We start from the raw sequence: 17945 nt of genomic DNA on the forward strand, positions 1-17945 counted from the left end.
TTCCTTCTCAAGCTCGAGAAGGGCGTTGGAGTGGTAACTCCACCCCGGCAAACCCCGCCGGTCCCAATCGTTAGGGATCGCCACGTCACGCAGGTGCGGGTTCATGAAAATGCTCTCGTTTTGTTGAATGCTCGTTCAATAAAAACACATTTTCCGTTAAAATGCAATGGCTTGTGAAAGTATGGAAATTTCATGCCGACCGGCTTGCAGTCATCCGAGCCGAGAAAATCCCGGAAAATCCGAGCCTTAACCAGGAGTGCAAAACGGCGGTTCCAGCTTCGGATCCGCAGTTTGTGAGGGCACCGTTTCGACGCGCTTCGCGTATCGGACGATCGCGACAGCCATGCCAATTCTGCGCCTGTGTGAGGTCGCTTACAGTCCGCCGCATCCGACAGGAGCAAAAGGAACAGAAGCGATCCCCGTTTCAGTCCTGTTACATGGGCCATCCCGCCCTATCATCCGGCTGTTACGTGGTGCGGTTAAGTTCGTTTCAAGGAAAAAAGAAAGATAACGAAGGGAACAGCCGATGTTTGCCAAAGTCCGGATCGCCGATGCCAGCCGCCGCTCTTATGGTCCCGAGCGCAATGATCGCCGTCCGAAGCTGGCGTTGCGCCAACGCGCCAGCGACCATCCGATGACGATGTTCATGCTGCTGAGCGTTGCCGCCTTCGCCAGCATGGTGCTTGCGCCAGCCGCGGGTCCCGCTTTCGCCTCGATCAATCCTCCGGCCAATGTCGTGGAGGGCGCGCCGACGACGCTCAAAACCGCGCGCCTGCCGCAGTCGCAAGTCGAATTCGCCTGCAAAGGGCAGAGCTGGGGCGCCGAGAACGCCGAATGCCTGCGTGCCATTGCCGAGCAGTCCGGTCAGCACCGGGCCCGAGCTGTGCGTATGATCGCCAATGCCGCGCCGCTGACCGACACCCCGAACGTGTTTTAGGCTCCCCTGAGCGCACCCTCCGCGCTCCAGTCAGGCTCCCGCCGCAAAGTCGGTCGGGAGCCTCTTTTTTCGAATCCGACGATATCCAGGTGAAGCCGCAGAGGGAGCAATTTCAGATGTCGGCGCCGTTGTCGGCCGCCGCGACATCGGCAACGGTCGCAAGGATGCCGCGGACGTCGAGCGTCGAGAAGGGCTTCTCCAGGATCTGCGGCCGCTGCTGCGGCGGCAGTGCCTCAATCTCGGCCTTGGCGCCGATGAGGTCGCCGGTGACCAGCACGAAACGCTGCGCCAGCCCCGGCCGTTCGGCCAGCAATTCACGGTAGATCGAGATGCCGCTGGTGCCCGGCATGCGCAGGTCGGAAAACACGATGTCCGGCGGCATGTGCCCGCTCAGCACCTCACCGGCGGACGTCCAGCTTGGCACGAGACGCGACTTGAGCCCCATGAGCTCCAATATGTCGGACAGCGAAGCGGCGACGTCGGGCTCGTCGTCGATGATCAGCGCATGGCGCAGCCCGCTCGACCGCGCCGGACCCTCGCCGGCCTTTGCCGCATTGCCGACAATCGCCGGCAACTGGACGACGAAGCGCGCGCCGTGCGGCTGCACCTCTTCGAACCAGATGTTGCCGTTGTGGCGCTCGACGATCGATTTCGAGATCGACAGGCCGATGCCGGTACCGACGCCGACCGGCTTGGTGGTGAAGTAGGATTCGAAGATGCGTGAGCGGATCGCATCGGGAATGCCGGGTCCGTTGTCCTCGACCGAGAAGCCCGGATTGCCGCGCTCGCTGCGAAAGGTCCGCACCTTGATGCGCCGCTCGCCGGTGAAGCCGGCAAGCGCATGCTGGCTGTTGATGAGGAAGTTGGCCGCGACCTGCGTGACATGGTCGGCGTCGGCCATGGCGAGCAGCGGGCCGTTGGCGAAGTCGGTGTCGATGATGATGCCGCTGGAGCGCGCACCATAGGCGGTCACTTCGAGCGCCGAGCGCATCACCTGGTTGAGGTCGGTTTCGGCCTGCTCGGTCGGATGCAGGCGCACCATCGAAAGGAAGCTCTTGACGATGCGCCCGCAGCGTTCGGCGGCCGCGCGCACCTTTTCGGCGCGCACCTTGGTCTGCGGGTCGGCCGCGAATTCATGCAGCAGCGTCGATTGTGCGACCACAACCGCCAGCGGGTTGTTGAGCTCATGCGAGACGCCGGCGAGCAGCGAGCCCATTGCCGCCATCTTCTCATTCTGGTGCAGCTTCTCGCGCTGGCGGTTGATCTCTTCTTCGGCGTGCAGCTTCTCGCGCAGGTCGCGGATCGAGCCGAAGATGAGCCGGCGGTCGGCAACCCTCATCTCCGTCGCGGTCAGCTCGATCGGAAAGATCTCGCCGGCCGCGTTCTGGGTCACTGTCTCCAGCCGCTGGCCAACCATCGGCGCGCCCCGTCCGGCCATGTACTCGGCGCCCGACGAATAACCCTTGCGGTAATAATGCGGCACGATCGTGTCGATCAGATCCTTGCCGAGGATGTCGCTGCGCTTGAAGCCGAACATCTTCTCGGCGGCCGGATTGAATTCGATGATGGAGCCGGCCTCGTCGATGACGATGATGGCGTCGAGCGAAGCCTGCAGCATGGTGCGGCGGATAACCTCGCTGGCATGCGCCTCTGAGGGCGAGCGCTCGATGGCGTCGCCGATGGCGAGCGCGATGATGTGAAGCGTCGCCTCCTCTTCATCCGTCCATTCGCGTTCGGCCGCGCAGTCATTGACCGCCAGAGTGCCCCAGAGATGGCCGTGGGCGAAGACCGACACCGAAATGAAGGATTTTATGTTCTGCTTCTCGAAGTCGGCCCGCAGGAAACCATCGAGGTCGCGCGTGTGGCCGGCGAAGACCTTGCCCTGGCGCTCATCCTCCTGCAACTGCTCCAGCAGCGGATCGGAGTTGATGATCGACTGCATGATCACGGTAGGCGATGCGAGCTCGCCGCCAAAAGCAGGGTCGATCCAATAGGAGGCCACGGACTGGGCGAAGCCCTCGCCCGGCAACTCGCGCAAACGGAAGAGAATGCCGCGCTGGCAGTCCAACGAACGGCACAGTGCCTCCAGTATGCTGTCCATCTCGCGCTGCCAGTCGCCTGCTTCGCGCAAGCGGCGAACGACATGGACGGCCGCCATCGCGGCGCCCTGGCGGGAGCCGTGCATTTCTGTCCGTGCGGCCTCAGCTGTCATCGTCGAACGTCATCTCCGGGGCCATATCGGTAAACCATGAAATCCAGCACACAAGCCCGAAAATCGACAACGGTTTCTGGGGGCATGCCGCCGGACCGGAATGCTACAGCGTCGATTGCGTATCCGGAAGGTGCGCGGCGCCGGAGTCAGTTGCCGTCGCCAGCCGGCAGCGAGAAGATGTAGCCTTCGCCGCGCACCGTGCGCAGGAATTTCGGATTGGCGGGGTCCGCCTCGATCTTCTTTCTCAGACGCATGATGCGGATGTCGACAGCGCGCGACGATTCCGGGTCTTCCACGAAGCCGATCGCCTCCGAGATCGCCGCCCGCGTCAGAAGCCGGTTGGCGCGGGTGAGGAAAACTTCCAGCACGTCGAACTCGCTCTTGGCCATCTCGATGACCGCGCCATTGGCGCCGGTCACCAGCCTGCCGTCGAAATCGGCCTGGAAGCTGCCGAAATTCATGAAGCGGCGCGTGCCGGCCTCGGTCTTCGCGGCCTGGGGGGCAACCGGCTGCGGCACGCGGCGCAGCACACTGCGGACCCTCGCCAGCACTTCGCGCAACTCATAGGGCTTGACGATGTAGTCGTCGGCGCCGAGCTCCAGGCCGACGATGCGGTCGAGCGCTGTGCCGGCGGCGGTGGCGTAGATGATGCCGATCTGCGTCTTGGAACGCAGCCAGCGGCCGAGCGACAGGCCGTCCTCGCCGGGCATGGCGATGTCGAGGATGGCGAGGTGGAAGGGTTGCGCCTCGAGCAGGCTGCGCGCCGCCGCGGCATTCTCGGCCGTGGCAACGTCATAGCCGCTGGCGCCGAGATACTCGGCAACCGCTTCCCTCAGATCCGGCTCGTCCTCGACGACAATGATGCGCGCCTTCACAATGGTCTCGCTCCCGCTTTCAGCGGAAAGTAGATTGGGTATAAACATGATGTCCAGCGCTCATCTCGAGTTGTCTGTGGCGGAGTGGAGAAAATGGCAGCACGATCCGTCGTCGCGCTTGTGTCCGTTGCCGAAGTGGTGGCCGGCGACCTGGCCGACCATCTCGAGCGTCGGGGGCACGACGTGCGTCAGGCGCGCCAGCCCTGGGAGGCGGAGTCGCTGCTTTCGGCAGGCGGCATCGACGTCGTGGTCGTCGGTGACGACGTGACCCAGGCGGAGGGGCGCGAACTGCTCAAGCGCTATAGTAGCCAAGGCGGGGGCGGCGAGGGTGGCTGCGACTTCATACTGATCTGCCGGCCCGCCGATCTCGTCGACAAGGTGCTGGCGCTGGAGCTCGGCGCTGCCGACGTGATCGAAAGCCCGCTCAATGTGCGCGAGCTGGCGGCGCGCATCGGCCGCCTGCTGACGCGGCGCGGCCGCAACCCCCAGGAACTGATCGTGCTCGAGAATGCGACCGTCGACTTGAGGTCGGCCATGGTCATGCATCGTTCCGGCGCCGAGGATCAGCTGTCGCCGGGGCAGGTGGCGCTGTTGAGATTGTTTCTGGCGAGCCCGCGAAAGGTGCTGACGCGCGACGACATCATTGCCGCCGCGCCCGCCGAGAATGCCGACGCTTTCGACCGCTCGATCGATTCGCGCATCGTGAGGCTGCGCCGTAAGCTCGATACGGAGACCATCACCACGATCAGGGGTGCCGGTTACCGGTTCGATCCGCCGACACCGCGCACCGACTGAGGCGAGGGCCACCAGGTCTTTTCCTCGATCTTGCATCGGATTTCCAAAACCGCTTCGCACTTTTGGATCCGACGCCGGCGCCTAGCGCACCACGAGGATCGAGGGGCCGGACGGCAATTCGGCGCTGGCGGCGATCTCGGCGTGGGCGCGCTCCTTGAGCAGCACCGTTGCAAGCGCGGCAAAGCCAAGCAGCCCCTGGGCATAAAGCAGTGCGGACAGCACCGAAGCGGCAAATTTCGTCTTCATAACTCAATCCCCAATTCGATAGTCGTCGATGCTTCAGGAAACTCCCGAAGCGCCCGCGCCGCTTACGGAGCCCCCCGCTGCGGCGCGGGCCTTCGGTCCTCTCGGCAGCAAGTAGCCGGAGGGGCCGCGCATCCCTATCAGCCGAAGACCGACCCGCCAGAGGGCCCTCAGCCGGTTGACGCGCAGGCTGGAGATGATCCAGACCGTGGCGATGAACAGTGCAGTGTGCAGTGTCGAAACCTCGCCGGAATTCATGGCGCCTAGACGCCGATCCTGAGAAAACCAGGTGCGAACTTTCGATTTCCTGCCCATTTTCGTTTGCTGATGTCTGTTCCCGTGACCTCGACATTGCTGCGGGCCTGTATCCGCATCATGCCGCGCAAGTCGCGTTTTGTTGCAATTCGGTTTCGAGATTAGGAGAAAGGCTTTCATATCAAAGCCATATACGCTTTCTCCGCCGCTTTCGGCCTGCTTGGTATTGCCGGCAGCCGGTCTAAGGGAGCGTGTTCTCTGGAATTAGGCCGTTAACTTAGAGAAACGAATTCGAAACATTAACGCATATTAAGCGAAATAGGCCTGAAACAGGCAGTCCCGATAAGACGATCCATCGAAATTGCAGCCGGCCCGACCGGCAAAAGAGAGAGGGATCGTCATGCATACCGCCATTTCAGCCAAGCTCATCCACGTCACCGCCGCCGCGCTCACCGGCGCGGCTCTGCTCTTCGGCAGCAACGCCGCTCATGCCAACCAGCTCGTCGCCCGGGTTTCGCTGTCGCAGCAGATCATGGAAGTCACGGTCGACGGCCGGCCGACGTTCACCTGGAAAGTGTCGACGGGCGACAGGGGGCACATAACGCCGACAGGGTCATTCAAGCCGACCCGCATGCATGAGATGTGGTATTCGAAGAAATACGACAATGCGCCGATGCCGCATTCGGTCTTCTTCAGCGGCGGCTATGCGGTGCATGCGACCTATGCCATCAAGCATCTTGGCCGGCCAGCCTCGCATGGCTGCGTGCGCCTGCATCCCGATGCCGCGGCCGACTTCTATCAGCTCGTCGAGGCCTTCGGCCCGGGCAACACCAGCATCCTCATCGTAAAGTAACGGGTCAAGTAGCGGGCGGATTGCCGCCTTCAAGCCAGGTTCGACGCAATTCCGGACGGAAGGCCACGGCGAAGTCGCCGAGCAACCGTTCCACACTTTTCCTGGAATTGCTCTGGCGCCGAAGCCGTGGGGCGACCGCCTAAAAAAGAGGCCGGGATTTTCCGGCCTCTTTTTGTTTTTGGAGCAGTCCTGGATTGCTTCAGGTGGGCAGCGCCGGCATCAGCTTCGGATCGGGCTTCTCGGCGAGATGCGGCAGATCCTTGCTGGCGATGAAGGTGTAGAACATGGGCACGACGAACAGCGTGAACATCGTGCCGACCAGAATGCCGGTGAAGATGACGAGGCCCATCGAGTAGCGCGCCGCGGCGCCGGCGCCGCTGGAGATGATCAGCGGCACGACGCCGAGCGCCATCGCGGCCGTCGTCATCAGGATCGGCCGCAGGCGCACCTTGGCCGAGGCGATGATGGCATCGCGGCGCCGCATGCCATGGATTTCGCGCTGCTGGTTGGCGAATTCCACCAAAAGGATGCCGTGCTTGGTGATGAGGCCGATCAGGGTGATCAGTCCGACCTGCGTGTAGATGTTGAGCGTTCCGAGGCCGATATTGAGCGGCACGATGGCACCGAAGATCGAAAGCGGCACCGCCATCATGATGATCAGCGGATCGCGGAAGCTCTCGAACTGAGCGGCCAGAACCAAGTAGATCACGATCACGGCGGCCGCGAAGGCGATCAGGATGGTGTTGCCCTGCTCCTTTTCCTGCCGCGATTGGCCAGAATAGTCGATGAAGAAGGTGTCGGGCAGCGTTTCCCTGGCGAGATCCTCCAGCACTTTCAATCCGTCGCCGGTGGTCACGCCGGGCAAGGGCAGGGCGGAGATCGTGGCCGAGTTCAGCTGGTTGAACTGCTCGATCGCTGCCGGCGAGGCGTTGGTGGATATATGCACCACCGCCGACAGCGGCACCATCTTGCCGTCGACGCTGCGCACGAAATACTCGCCGAGCTTCGCCGGATTGTCGCGGAACTCCTGCGGCACCTGCGGGATGATGTCATAGCTGTTGGAGTCGCGATCGAACTGCGCCACTTCGGCGCCGCCGACCAGCAGCGTCAGCGTGTTGCCGATATCGGCGATGGGCAGGTTCAGCGCCGCCGCGCGCTCGCGGTCGATGGTGACGGTCACCTGCGGCGCGTCAAAGGACATCGAATTCTGCACGACGATGAAGCGGCCGGAAGCCTGCGCCTTGTTCTTGATCTTCTCGGCCTGGTCGAAAACTTCCGAGGGATCGCCGGTCGAGCGAACCACCATCGAGATCGGCAGGCCGCCGCCCGAGCCGGGGAGCGTCGGCGGCGCGAAGACGAAAGCCTCGACGCCGGCGACCTTGGCCAAGCGACCGGTGATGTCGGCCTGGATCTCCTTCGAACTGCGCTGGCGTTCGGCCCAGTCCTTGAAGGCAAAGCCGACAAAGGCGCCGTTGGTGGCGCCGCCGAAGGCGACCGCCGAGAACTGCGCCCGCGTTTCCGGAATGTCCTTAACAAGACCGAGGATCTGGTTGACGTAGGTCTCGGTGTAGTCCGAAGTTGCGTAGCGCGGGGCGGTTACGATCGAGAGCAGGAAGCCCTGGTCTTCTTCCGGCGCCAGTTCGGTCGAGGTCTTGGTGAACATGAAGCCGGTGAGCGCGACCAGCGCGACGACGATGATAAAGGTAACCGGCCTGTTTCTGAGCGAAGCCGTCACCGCCCGCTCGTAGACGCGCTCGACACGGCTGAAGGTGCCGTCGACGATGCGCTGGAAGCGGCCGTGCGCGCCGGCCTTCAAGAGGCGAGCCGACATCATCGGCGTGATGGTCACCGCAATCAGGCCGGACAGCACCACGGAGCCGGCCAACGTGACCGCGAACTCGCGAAACAGCGCGCCGGTCAGGCCGCCGGTGAAGGCAAGCGGCGCAAACACGGCGGCCAGCGTGATGGTCATGGCGACGATTGCCGAGAAGATCTCGCGCATGCCGTTGAAGGCCGCCTGCATCGGCGACATGCCGTCTTCCTCCATATGGCGGTGGATGTTCTCCACCACCACAATGGCGTCGTCGACGACAAGACCGATCGCCAGCACCATGGCAAGCAGCGACAGAAGGTTGATCGAATAGCCTACCGCAAACAGAATGAAACAGACGCCGATCAGCGACAGAGGGATGGTCACGATCGGCATCATCACCGAGCGGAAGGATCCGAGGAAGAGCAGGATGACGAGAATGACGATGGCGACAGCCTCACCGATGGTCTTGAACACCTCCTCGATCGAGGCGCTGATCTGCTCGGTGGAATCGTAGACGATCTCGATCGTCATGCCCTTCGGCAACGTATCCTGGATCACCGGCACGATCTTGTGGATCGCCTCGGCAGTCGTCAGCGGATTGGCGGCAGGCGTCGGGAAGATGGCCAGGAAGGTGCCCGGCTTGCCGTTGAAGCTCACCCTCGTGTCGGTGCTGGCGGCGCCAAGCTCGACCCGAGCCACATCGCGCAGCCGCACCACCTGGCCGTCGGTCGAGCGGATGGGGAGCTGCGCGAAGGCTTCCGGCGTCTGCAGGGTCGAGTGAACCGCGATCGAGGAAACCACATACTCGTTCTGTGTGTTGCCGGGCGCGGACAGGAAATTGGAATTGTTGATCGCAGTCAGCACGTCGGCGGCCGTGGCGCCGCGGGCGGCGAGCCTGACCGGGTCGATCCAGACCCGCATCGAATATTCCTCGGCGCCGAAGATCTGGACGTCGGCGACGCCTTCCACCGTCGAGATGCGCGGCCGCACGACGCGCTCGATGTACTCGGTCAACTGCTCCTTCGTCATGTTCGGATTCTGCATCGAGATATACATCATCGCGAACTGCTGGCCGGTGCCCTTGACGATCACCGGATCCTTGGCGGCATCCGGCAAGGTGCCGCGCACGCCTTGAACCTTGGACAGCACCTCGGTCAACGCAACATCGGGGTTGGAGCCGAGCTTCATCTGCACGGTCACCGTGCTCGAAGACGGGCGGCTCGACGAGGTGACGTAGTCGATGTTTTCCGTCGAGGCGACGGCGCGCGCGATCGGCGCAGAGATGAAGCCCTGAATCAGGTCGGCGCTGGCTCCGGGATAGGCCGTGGTGATGGTGATCGCCGTCTCGTCAACCTTCGGATACTGGCGGATCGACAGGTTGAAGATGGCCTGGAAACCCAGGAGCAGGATCATGCAGGCCAGCACTGTCGAGAGGACGGGGCGGCGAATGAAGATATCGGAAAAGCTCATTGCTGAACCTGCTTGTTTGCCGATTTGCTGGGATCAACGGTGTTGTCGACCGCAACGGACATGCCGTTGAAGAGCCGGTTCTGACCGGCGGTCACGACCTGGTCGCCGGCCTTCAGGCCTTCGACGATCTCGACCATGCCGTTGTTGCGGCGGCCGAGCTTGACGAAGACCTGCGATAGAACGAGCGCCGGTTGCTGCCCGGTTTCGGCCGGCTTTTGAGCGTTCTCAGCCGGCTTCGCGGCGCTGTCGGCGGCGTTTGCCGTATCGGAGGCCGGCTTCGAGGCATCGGCTTGCGGCTTGGCTGCATCGCCGGCAGGCTTCTCCGCCCCGGCCTTCTGGTCTTCCGGTTTTGCTGGCGCGGCAGCGCCGGCCTCAGCGGGCTTGGGCGGCACCACCACGAAGACATAGTCGCCGTAGAGGCTCGAGGTCACCGCCGTCTGCGGCACCGAGATGACGTTGCTTTCCTCCGGCAACTCGACGCGGATCTGCACGAACTGGCCCGGGGTCAGCTTGCCCTCCGGGTTGGCGACCTCGCCGCGGATCGACACCAGCCGGCTTGCCGGGTCGATCTTGGGATCGATGCCGCGGATCGAGCCGGCAAAGGACATGTCGGCAGCATTGCTGCCGATCCGCACCGTCTGGCCGATCTTCAGCAGCGGCAGCTGCTGTTCGGGCACGGTGAAGTCGACCCGCATCGTGTCCAGATCCTGGATCGTGACGACTGAGTTGCCGGGCGCCAGATACTGGCCAATGTCGATCTTTGGAATGCCGACCGTCCCGGTGAAGGGAGCTGCGAGTTGCTTTTGGTCGAGCACGGCTTGCAGCTTGTTCACTTGCGCGGCCGATGCGGTCGCCGCCGCGCGCGCGGCATCAAGCGTAGCGTCGGTGCCGACGCCACGCCGCTGCAATTCCAGCGCGCGGGTCAGCGCCGCCTGGTCGGATGCGGCCTGAGCCTTCTGCGCCACCAGATCGGCCTTCTCGACGGCATCGTCGAGCTGCAGAAGCACAGCGTCGGCCGCGACCTTCTGGTTGGCGTGGAAGAGAATGTCCTTGACGATGCCGGCCGTCTCGACGGTCAGGTCGACGCCGCGCACGGCGTTGACGGTGCCGATCGCCTCGACACCGGGCGTCCAGTTCGAAGGCTTCGCCACGATGGTCGACACTGTCGCCGCCGGCGGTTTCATGGTGGCGAAAAACTGCTTGATCGCATTGTCGCGAAACAGGTTGAAGCCGACGATGCCGGCGCACACCACGGCGAGCAGCAGCAGAATTCCGGTGATGATGAAGAAGCGCTTCACGGATAGTTCCCCTCGAGCCGGCAACCGGCAACGTCAATTGCCGGGACACATATCGACGATAAATCCCGATTTCAAATTGCGGGCGCCTTACTGTACCGTCTGGACGGTCTTGTCAATTCCACAAGGCCTAATGTAAGGGAAGGCGTGATGAAAGCTCGCAGGGCAAACTCGCGCGACAGGATACTTGCAGCGGCAGCCGACGTGGCGCGCGAGGCGGGCCCGGGAAGCCTGTCGCTCGACGCCATCGCGAATCGGGCCGGCGTGTCGAAGGGCGGTCTGCTCTACAATTTCCCGACCAAGGCCAAGCTGATGCAGGGGCTGGTCGAGAATTACCTCAATGCTTTCGAGCAGGCGCTCGAAGAACGCACGGCCGAGGCAAGCGATGAAAGCGCGCTCGCGGCCTACATACGGCTCTCGGCCGATGATTGCGAGAAGCCGAAACCTTCGGCCTCCTGGATGTTCTCCGCGATCGCCGAGGATCCGGAATTCCTGACGCCGATCAAAGCCTTCAAGCGGCAGCTGTTCGAACGGCTGAAGGGGGAAACGGACGACCTCGGCTCGCTGCTGGTTTGTTTCCTCGCCATCGAGGGGCTGCGCAGCATGAATCTTTTCGATTCAGACGTGCTGTCGCAGCAGGAGCACAGGCTCCTGGTTTCCTCGCTGCTCAAGATAGCCGGATAGGTTGCAGGCCTCACATCAGCGGCTGCAAAGACCGCCCTAGAACCGCCAGCTTCCTGTCGCTCGAACTGCATCACAACATTGTAATCGCACCGAAATACGGGCATGGCATTGTTATGTTGCGACGCACAAACTATGTGCTTCAACAGTCCCTCCCTCCACGTGCGAGATCTGCCATGGGTTCCCTGTCCTCAAAGAATGCGCTCGTCACTGGCTCGACCAGCGGCATCGGCCTTGCAATCGCCCGCGCCTTTGCCGCCGAGGGCGCCAACATCACCATCAACGGCCTGGGCGATGCCGCGGCGATCGAAAAGGAGCGCGCCGGCATCGAGAGGGATTTCGGCGTCAAGTGCCGCTATTCCGGCGCCAACATGATGGACGGCGGGGCGGTCACCGCCATGATCCGCGAGGCCGAAGAGGCGTTCGGCAGCCTCGACATCCTGGTCAACAATGCCGGCATCCAGCATGTCGCGCCGATCGACGAGTTCCCCGACGACAAGTGGGAAGCAATCATCCGCATCAACCTGCTTGCCGCCTTCTATGCCATCAAGGCGGTGCTGCCGGGCATGAAGAGCCGCAAATGGGGCCGCATCATCAACACGGCCTCGGCGCATGCGCTGGTCGCCTCGCCGTTCAAGTCGGCCTATGTCTCGGCCAAGCACGGCATTGCCGGCCTGACCAAGACGGTGGCGCTGGAAGTCGCGCAGGATGGCATCACCGTCAATGCGATCGCGCCCGGTTATGTCTGGACGCCGCTGGTCGAGAAGCAGATCCCCGACACGATGAAGGCGCGCGGCATGACCGAGGAACAGGTCAAGCACGATGTGCTGCTTGCCGCGCAGCCGACCAAGGAGTTCGTCAGCGTTGAGGAATTGGCGGCACTGGCGCTGTTCCTGTGCTCGGATGCGGCCAAGCAGATGACCGGCACGACCCTGCCGATGGATGGCGGTTGGACGGCGCAGTAAGTGCAGCTTCCAAAGAAGGTGCGGGCCGCGCCTTCCTCGACAAGAATTCTTGACAATCGTAGGGGAGCGTTCCAGCATCCTGGCTAAGGGGTTCCCCGCGACGACCCCGTGAGGCGTCAGCCCAACGATCGCGTCCAAACTCTCTTCGTTCAGGAGGTGGACGCCATGCCGTCAACAACTCAGATCACAGTGCCGCAGCTTGCCCGACTGGTCGGCCTGCCGGATGCACCTCGTCTCGTCGACGTACGCATCGACGACGACTTTCAAGCCGATCCGCGGCTGCTGCCGGCTTCTTACCGACGCGACTTCAGAACCGTCTCGACCTGGGCGGCCGACTTCTCCGGATCCAAGGTCGTGGTCATCTGCCAGCGCGGAGAGAAGCTCTCGCAAGGCGTTGCCGCGTGGCTGCGCCACGAGGGCATTCCGGCGGAATCGTTGGAAGGCGGTTTCGCGGCCTGGGCCGCCGTCAAGGCGCCGTTAGTCGCGGCCGACGCAATTCCGCCTCGCGATGGGAAGGGTCGCACCGTATGGGTCACGCGTTCCCGGCCGAAGGTCGATCGCATCGCCTGCCCCTGGCTGATCCGACGATTTGTCGATCCTGGCGCCGTGTTCCTGTTCGTCGACCCGGCCGAGGTGCCCCTGGTCGCGGACCGCTTCGCCGCGGTGCCCTTCGACATCGAAGGCGTTTTCTGGAGCCATCGCGGCGATCATTGCACCTTCGACACGATGATCGAGGAGTTCGGCCTGCGCACCGAGGCGCTCGATCGTCTGGCGCTGATCGTGCGCGGCGCGGATACAGCGCGTCTAGACCTGGTGCCGCAGGCTGCCGGGTTCCTCGCCGCGTCGCTCGGCCTGTCTCGCATGTTCCGCGACGACCTGGAACAGCTCGAAGCCGGCATGCTGCTCTATGACGCTTTCTTCCGCTGGTGCCGCGACGCCACGGACGAGACGCATAACTGGCCGGCCGGGGGTAAGCAACAATGACCGTGCTTGCCAAGGACAGCGCCGCGCAGCCGGCCGATGTCCCGGCTGTGCCGACTTTCGGTGAAGCGACGCGGCTGTGGGCCAAGATCGGCCTGCTCTCTTTCGGCGGGCCGGCCGGGCAGATCGCCCTGATGCACAAGGAACTGGTCGAGGAGCGCCGCTGGATCGGCGAGGAGCGATTCCTGCATGCTCTGAACTACTGCATGCTTCTTCCGGGTCCCGAGGCGCAGCAGCTTGCCGTCTATATCGGCTGGCTGCTGCACAGGACGGCCGGCGGCCTCGTCGCCGGAACATTGTTCGTGCTCCCAGGCGCACTGGTCATGCTCGCCCTGAGCAGTTTCTACATGCTCTACAACGACGCGCCGGTCATCGAGGCGCTGTTCTTCGGCATCAAGGCGGCGGTGCTGGCGGTCGTCGTCGAAGCGGTGATCCGCATCGGCAAGAGGGCGCTGAAGAACCGGGTCATGGTGGGCATCGCGGTGGCGGCCTTTCTTGCCATCTATGTCCTCAAGCTGCCGTTTCCACTGATCGTGCTTGCGGCGGGACTCATTGGCTGGGTCGGCAATCGCTTTGCACCCAGGCTGTTTTCGGGTTCGGCGCATGGCGAGGGCAACGCCGCCGCCGACAGAGGCGGCGTGGTCGACCTGATGTTCGAGCGCGGCGAGCTCGGCCACACCGTGCCGACCAAATGGCACGCAGCCCGGACCATCGCCATCTGGCTGCCGATCTGGCTCGGACCGGTGGCGCTGATCGCCGTGCTGGCAGGGCCAGGGAGCGTATGGGCGCAGATCGGCGGCTTCTTCAGCCTGATGGCGGTCGTCACCTTCGGCGGCGCCTATGCGGTTCTTGCCTATGTCGCGCAAGCCGCGGTGACCTCGTTCGGCTGGCTTTCGCCCGGAGAAATGGTCGACGGGCTCGGACTTGCCGAGACGACGCCCGGACCGCTGATCCTGGTGCTGCAATTCGTCGGCTACGCCGCCGCCTATCGCCATGCGGGTACGCTCAGCCCTCTGCTTGCAGGGTCGCTGGGGGCGGCGCTGACGCTCTGGGCTACCTTTGCGCCCTGCTTCTTCTGGATATTCCTCGGCGCGCCCTACATCGAGCAGCTGCGGCAGAACAAGGCGTTGTCGGCGGCGCTCGGTGCGATAACGGCAGCGGTCGTCGGCGTGGTGATGAACCTTGCGCTGTGGTTCGCGCTGCATGTCGTCTTCGGCAAAGTCGAGAGCGTCGGCTGGGGCGTCGAGGTTCCGGTCGTTTCCTCGCTCGACTGGCGCGCGGCGCTGCTGTCGGCGGCGGCGATGGTCGCCATGCTCAGGCTGAAGGCCGGCATGCTGCCGACGCTCGCGGCATCCGCGCTGGCGGGACTGGCTCTACAGGCATTGTGAATTGTTTCCAGCCGCAGCCAAGCGTGACCGAGAGCTATGTTTACAACTAACATGTCAGTATGCTACGCCTGCTCGCGGATTGATGAATGGAGAATTGCAGGTGGGTTCGCGCTTTGGTCTGTCGGTTGCGCTCACAACGCCCTTTGATGCAGCAGGGCGGATCGCCGTTCCGCTGATGACCGAGCATGCTAAGGGCTGTCTCGATGCTGGCTGCAGCAGCGTAACGCTGTTCGGCACCACCGGCGAAGGCGCTTCCGTCGGTACGGCGGAGCGGCAGGCGGTCATCGATGCCATGCTTGCGGCGGGAATACCCGCGGACCAACTCGTTGCAGGCGTGCTGGTCGATGCGGCGGAGGACGCTGCCGAGCAGTGCCGCCAGGCGTTGCAGCGCGGCGCCCGCAACATCCTTCTGGCGCCGCCGAGCTATTTCAAGAATGTCGGTGACGATGGGCTGTTCGGCTGGTTCGGCGCCGTGTTCGCCGCGCTCGGTCCGCTGGCCCGCGGCATGCTGCTCTACAACATCCCCTCGGTCACGACGGTGCAGCTGTCGCTCGACCTGATCGGCCGGCTTCGCAAGGCGTATCCGGGCGTGGTCGCCGGGGTCAAGGATTCCGGTGGAGACTGGGGCTACAGCGAAGCGCTGCTCAAGGCGCATGGCGACCTGATCATCCTCATCGGCGACGAACGGCATCTGGCTCCGGCGGTGCGGATCGGCGGCCAGGGCGCGATTTCCGGCATGGCCAATTTCGCCGCCGGCGAACTGCGCGCCATGATCGAGAGCGGACGCGACGACTCCCGCGTGGAAAGCTTCGTCCTCGAACTGCTCCGGCATCCGGTCATCCCGGCGGTGAAGGCCATGGTGGCGCGCCAGACCGGCGACGAACGCTGGCTGACGGTTCGGCCGCCGCTCGAGCCGGTAGCCTTGCAGGAACGGCAGCAGCTTGGCGCCGCTTACGACAGGCTGTTTGCGACACAGGCAGCCTGAACCGGCGAGGGCGCTGATCGGCATGGACGACACGAGCGAACCGGCAACCCTCAGGGAGAAGGCCTATGCCAGCTTCACGCGGCATCTGCTGGCCCGCGACCTCAGGCCCGGCCAGTTCGTTTCGCAGCGCGAGCTGGTCGCCTTCACCGGCCTGCCGCTCGGAGCCATCCGCGAGATCGTGCCGCGGCTCGAGGCCGAGGGGCTGCTGACCACGATACCGCAACGCGGCATGCAGATCGCGCATATCGACATCAGCCTGATCCGCGAGGCTTTCCAGTTCCGCCTGTTCATGGAGCGCGAGGCTGTCGCGCTGTTTGCCGTCAACGCGTCCGACGCCGAGATTGCGGGTCTGAGGCGCGGGCACGAGGACATGCTCGCCCAAGCGCTGGCGCAGACCCCGACCCCCGAAATGGAAGCCAAGGCCCAGAACATCGACTGGGCCATGCATGACACCTTCATCAGCGCGCTGGGCAACGAGATCATCGCCAAGGCCTATCTGGTCAATTCGGTGAAGATCCGGCTCATCCATCAGGAGCGGTTCCGCATCGACGGTCGCGTCGTGCCGGTCATGCGCGAGCATCTTGCGGTGATCGAGGCCCTGGAGAAACGCGATCCGGAGATGGCGGTCGAGGCGATCAGCCAGCACATCGACAATGCGCGCCGGCTGGCGCTGCAGATTTGAGGAAGCAAAACCGCGCCGCAACCGTGGTGGCGTAATCGACAACGACAACCGGGAGGAAGAAATGTCGTCCAATCCATTCAGTCCAACCAGAAGGCAGCTGCTCCAGGGAACCGCGGCTCTCGCCGCCACCGGCCTCGTCGGTCTTCGTCCGAGCTTCGCCGCGGGCGTCGACTGGAAGCGCTTTGCCGGCACGACGCTCGACGTCAACCTAGTCAAGAGCCCGCGCAGCGACACCATCCTGAAGAATCTCGCGGAGTTCGAGGAGCTGACCGGCATCAAGGTCAATGCCGAGGCGACACCCGAACAGCAGCAGCGCCAGAAGACGGTGATCGAGCTCAGTTCCGGCAAGCCGAGCTTCGACGTCGTGCATCTGAGCTACCATGTGCAGAAGCGCCAGTTCGAGAAGGGCGGCTGGCTGGCCGACATTTCCGGCTTCCTTGCCGATCCGGGCCTCACCGATCCAGGCCTGACCGAAAGCGACTTCGCCGAGGCGGGCATCCAGTTCGCCAAGGACGGCCAGGGCGTGCTGCGCTCGCTGCCGTTCTCGGTCGACTACTGGATCCTCTATTGGAACAAGGAGTTGTTCGACGCCAAGGGTATAAAATATCCCGAGAGCTTCGAGCAGCTGGTGGCTGCCGCTGAAGCGCTGACGGATCCCTCAAGCAACACCTTCGGTTTCGTCGCACGCGGTCTCAAGAACGCCAACACGCCGGTGTGGACGTCTCTGATGCTCGGCTACGACATGACGCCGCTCGGCAGCGACGGCAAGCTGCGCACCACCTCGCCGGAGGCGATCGAGGCTGCCGCCCTCTATCAGCGGCTGATGACCAAGGCCGCGCCTCCCGGCGTCACCGGCTTCAACTGGGCCGAGGCGCAATCCGCCTTCCTGCAGGGCAAGATCGGCATGTGGTTCGATGGCGTGGGCTTCGCGCCGCCGATGGAAAATCCGGAAAAATCGCGCGTCGTCGGCAAGGTCGGCTATGGCGTCATGCCGAAGGGTCCCAAGGCGCATGCCGCGGGTACTTTCGGCGACGGCATCGGTGTCACGTCCGCCAGCGCGAAGAAGGAAGCGGCCTATCTGTTCTGCCAGTGGGCCGTGTCACCCGCCATGGGCGCGCGCCTGCTGCAGGCCGGCGCCGGCGTGCCGTTCCGCAAGTCGGTGCTGGAAGACCCCAAGGTGCGCGAAGGCGTCACCATGCCGGCGAGCTGGCTGGATGCCGTGGTCGGCTCAGGTAATATCAGCCGGCTGGCGCTGCCGGTCATCATCCCGGTGACCGAGTTCCGCGACATCTATGGCGTGGCGCTGACCAACATGATTGCCGGCGCCGATCCCGCCGACGAACTGAAGAAGGCCACCGAGCAGTTCCAGCCGGTTCTCGACAGGAGCGAGCAAGGCTGATGTCCGCCATCGCCCCGGAACGCGCAGGGGTGACGACGCAAGCCGTCGAAGAGAGCCAGCCGATCCGGCTGGCTCCAAACTACTGGCCTTTCGTCATTCCTGCGCTCGTCGTCGTC

16 protein-coding genes are annotated in these 17945 nt (G+C 63.8%); 10 read left to right on the forward strand and 6 right to left on the reverse strand.

Going from position 1 to position 17945, the window contains the following annotated elements:
- The first annotated feature begins 526 nt into the window (after window positions 1-526).
- A complete protein-coding gene (locus tag EOA75_RS12685) occupies window positions 527-937 on the forward strand; it encodes a hypothetical protein (RefSeq protein WP_127216702.1) in 411 nt (136 codons plus the stop codon).
- A gap of 112 nt (window positions 938-1049) precedes the next feature.
- Here EOA75_RS12685 and EOA75_RS12690 read toward each other — a convergent pair whose 3' ends face one another.
- Window positions 1050-3149 carry a sensor histidine kinase gene (locus EOA75_RS12690; RefSeq protein WP_164747364.1) on the reverse strand — a complete coding sequence of 700 codons (2100 nt, stop codon included), beginning with the start codon at window positions 3147-3149 and terminating at the stop codon, window positions 1050-1052.
- A 146-nt stretch (window positions 3150-3295) separates the two neighbouring features.
- Window positions 3296-4024 carry a response regulator transcription factor gene (locus EOA75_RS12695; protein ID WP_067319230.1) on the reverse strand — a complete coding sequence of 243 codons (729 nt, stop codon included), beginning with the start codon at window positions 4022-4024 and terminating at the stop codon, window positions 3296-3298.
- Window positions 4025-4117: 93 nt separating this feature from the next.
- Between EOA75_RS12695 and EOA75_RS12700 the strand changes: the two genes are divergently transcribed.
- Complete coding sequence (locus EOA75_RS12700) at window positions 4118-4819, forward strand: response regulator transcription factor (RefSeq protein ID WP_066990432.1); 702 nt, start codon at window positions 4118-4120, stop codon at window positions 4817-4819.
- Window positions 4820-4900: 81 nt separating this feature from the next.
- Here EOA75_RS12700 and EOA75_RS12705 read toward each other — a convergent pair whose 3' ends face one another.
- Both EOA75_RS12705 and EOA75_RS12710 read right to left on the reverse strand, forming a co-directional pair.
- Window positions 4901-5065 (reverse strand): hypothetical protein, encoded by a 165-nt coding sequence (locus EOA75_RS12705; protein ID WP_082953640.1) that lies wholly within the window; start codon window positions 5063-5065, stop codon window positions 4901-4903.
- A gap of 33 nt (window positions 5066-5098) precedes the next feature.
- Complete coding sequence (locus EOA75_RS12710) at window positions 5099-5377, reverse strand: hypothetical protein (protein WP_127324363.1); 279 nt, start codon at window positions 5375-5377, stop codon at window positions 5099-5101.
- Window positions 5378-5717: 340 nt separating this feature from the next.
- Between EOA75_RS12710 and EOA75_RS12715 the strand changes: the two genes are divergently transcribed.
- Complete coding sequence (locus EOA75_RS12715; RefSeq protein WP_066990426.1) at window positions 5718-6170, forward strand: L,D-transpeptidase; 453 nt, start codon at window positions 5718-5720, stop codon at window positions 6168-6170.
- A 199-nt stretch (window positions 6171-6369) separates the two neighbouring features.
- On the opposite strand, the gene EOA75_RS12720 is transcribed toward EOA75_RS12715, so the two are convergent.
- Entirely contained in the window at window positions 6370-9453 is a 3084-nt protein-coding gene (locus EOA75_RS12720) for an efflux RND transporter permease subunit (RefSeq protein WP_127324364.1), read from the reverse strand.
- Entirely contained in the window at window positions 9450-10751 is a 1302-nt protein-coding gene (locus EOA75_RS12725; RefSeq protein WP_127324365.1) for an efflux RND transporter periplasmic adaptor subunit, read from the reverse strand. Before EOA75_RS12725 ends, EOA75_RS12720 begins: the two co-directional genes overlap by 4 nt.
- A 147-nt stretch (window positions 10752-10898) precedes the next feature.
- Between EOA75_RS12725 and EOA75_RS12730 the strand changes: the two genes are divergently transcribed.
- The 7 genes from EOA75_RS12730 to EOA75_RS12760 all read left to right on the forward strand — a co-directional run bounded on the left by EOA75_RS12730 (window position 10899) and on the right by EOA75_RS12760 (window position 17829).
- Window positions 10899-11432, forward strand: a complete 534-nt coding sequence (locus tag EOA75_RS12730; protein WP_095824012.1) for a TetR/AcrR family transcriptional regulator — start codon at window positions 10899-10901, stop codon at window positions 11430-11432.
- A gap of 173 nt (window positions 11433-11605) precedes the next feature.
- Window positions 11606-12394: a 3-hydroxybutyrate dehydrogenase gene (locus EOA75_RS12735; RefSeq protein ID WP_127324366.1), complete on the forward strand. Its 789-nt coding sequence runs from the start codon at window positions 11606-11608 to the stop codon at window positions 12392-12394.
- 165 nt (window positions 12395-12559) lie between these two features.
- Window positions 12560-13378: a sulfurtransferase/chromate resistance protein gene (locus tag EOA75_RS12740; RefSeq protein ID WP_095799864.1), complete on the forward strand. Its 819-nt coding sequence runs from the start codon at window positions 12560-12562 to the stop codon at window positions 13376-13378.
- Window positions 13375-14763 carry a chromate efflux transporter gene (gene chrA / locus EOA75_RS12745; protein WP_127324367.1) on the forward strand — a complete coding sequence of 463 codons (1389 nt, stop codon included), beginning with the start codon at window positions 13375-13377 and terminating at the stop codon, window positions 14761-14763. Before EOA75_RS12740 ends, chrA begins: the two co-directional genes overlap by 4 nt.
- A gap of 100 nt (window positions 14764-14863) precedes the next feature.
- Entirely contained in the window at window positions 14864-15748 is an 885-nt protein-coding gene (locus tag EOA75_RS12750; protein WP_127324368.1) for a dihydrodipicolinate synthase family protein, read from the forward strand.
- Window positions 15749-15770: 22 nt separating this feature from the next.
- Window positions 15771-16430 (forward strand): GntR family transcriptional regulator, encoded by a 660-nt coding sequence (locus EOA75_RS12755; RefSeq protein ID WP_127324369.1) that lies wholly within the window; start codon window positions 15771-15773, stop codon window positions 16428-16430.
- A gap of 61 nt (window positions 16431-16491) precedes the next feature.
- A complete protein-coding gene (locus EOA75_RS12760) occupies window positions 16492-17829 on the forward strand; it encodes a sugar ABC transporter substrate-binding protein (RefSeq protein ID WP_127324370.1) in 1338 nt (445 codons plus the stop codon).
- Window positions 17830-17945 lie beyond the last annotated feature (116 nt).

It is taken from the genome of Mesorhizobium sp. M1A.F.Ca.IN.022.07.1.1 (assembly GCF_003997575.1).
GTDB lineage: Bacteria > Pseudomonadota > Alphaproteobacteria > Rhizobiales > Rhizobiaceae > Mesorhizobium.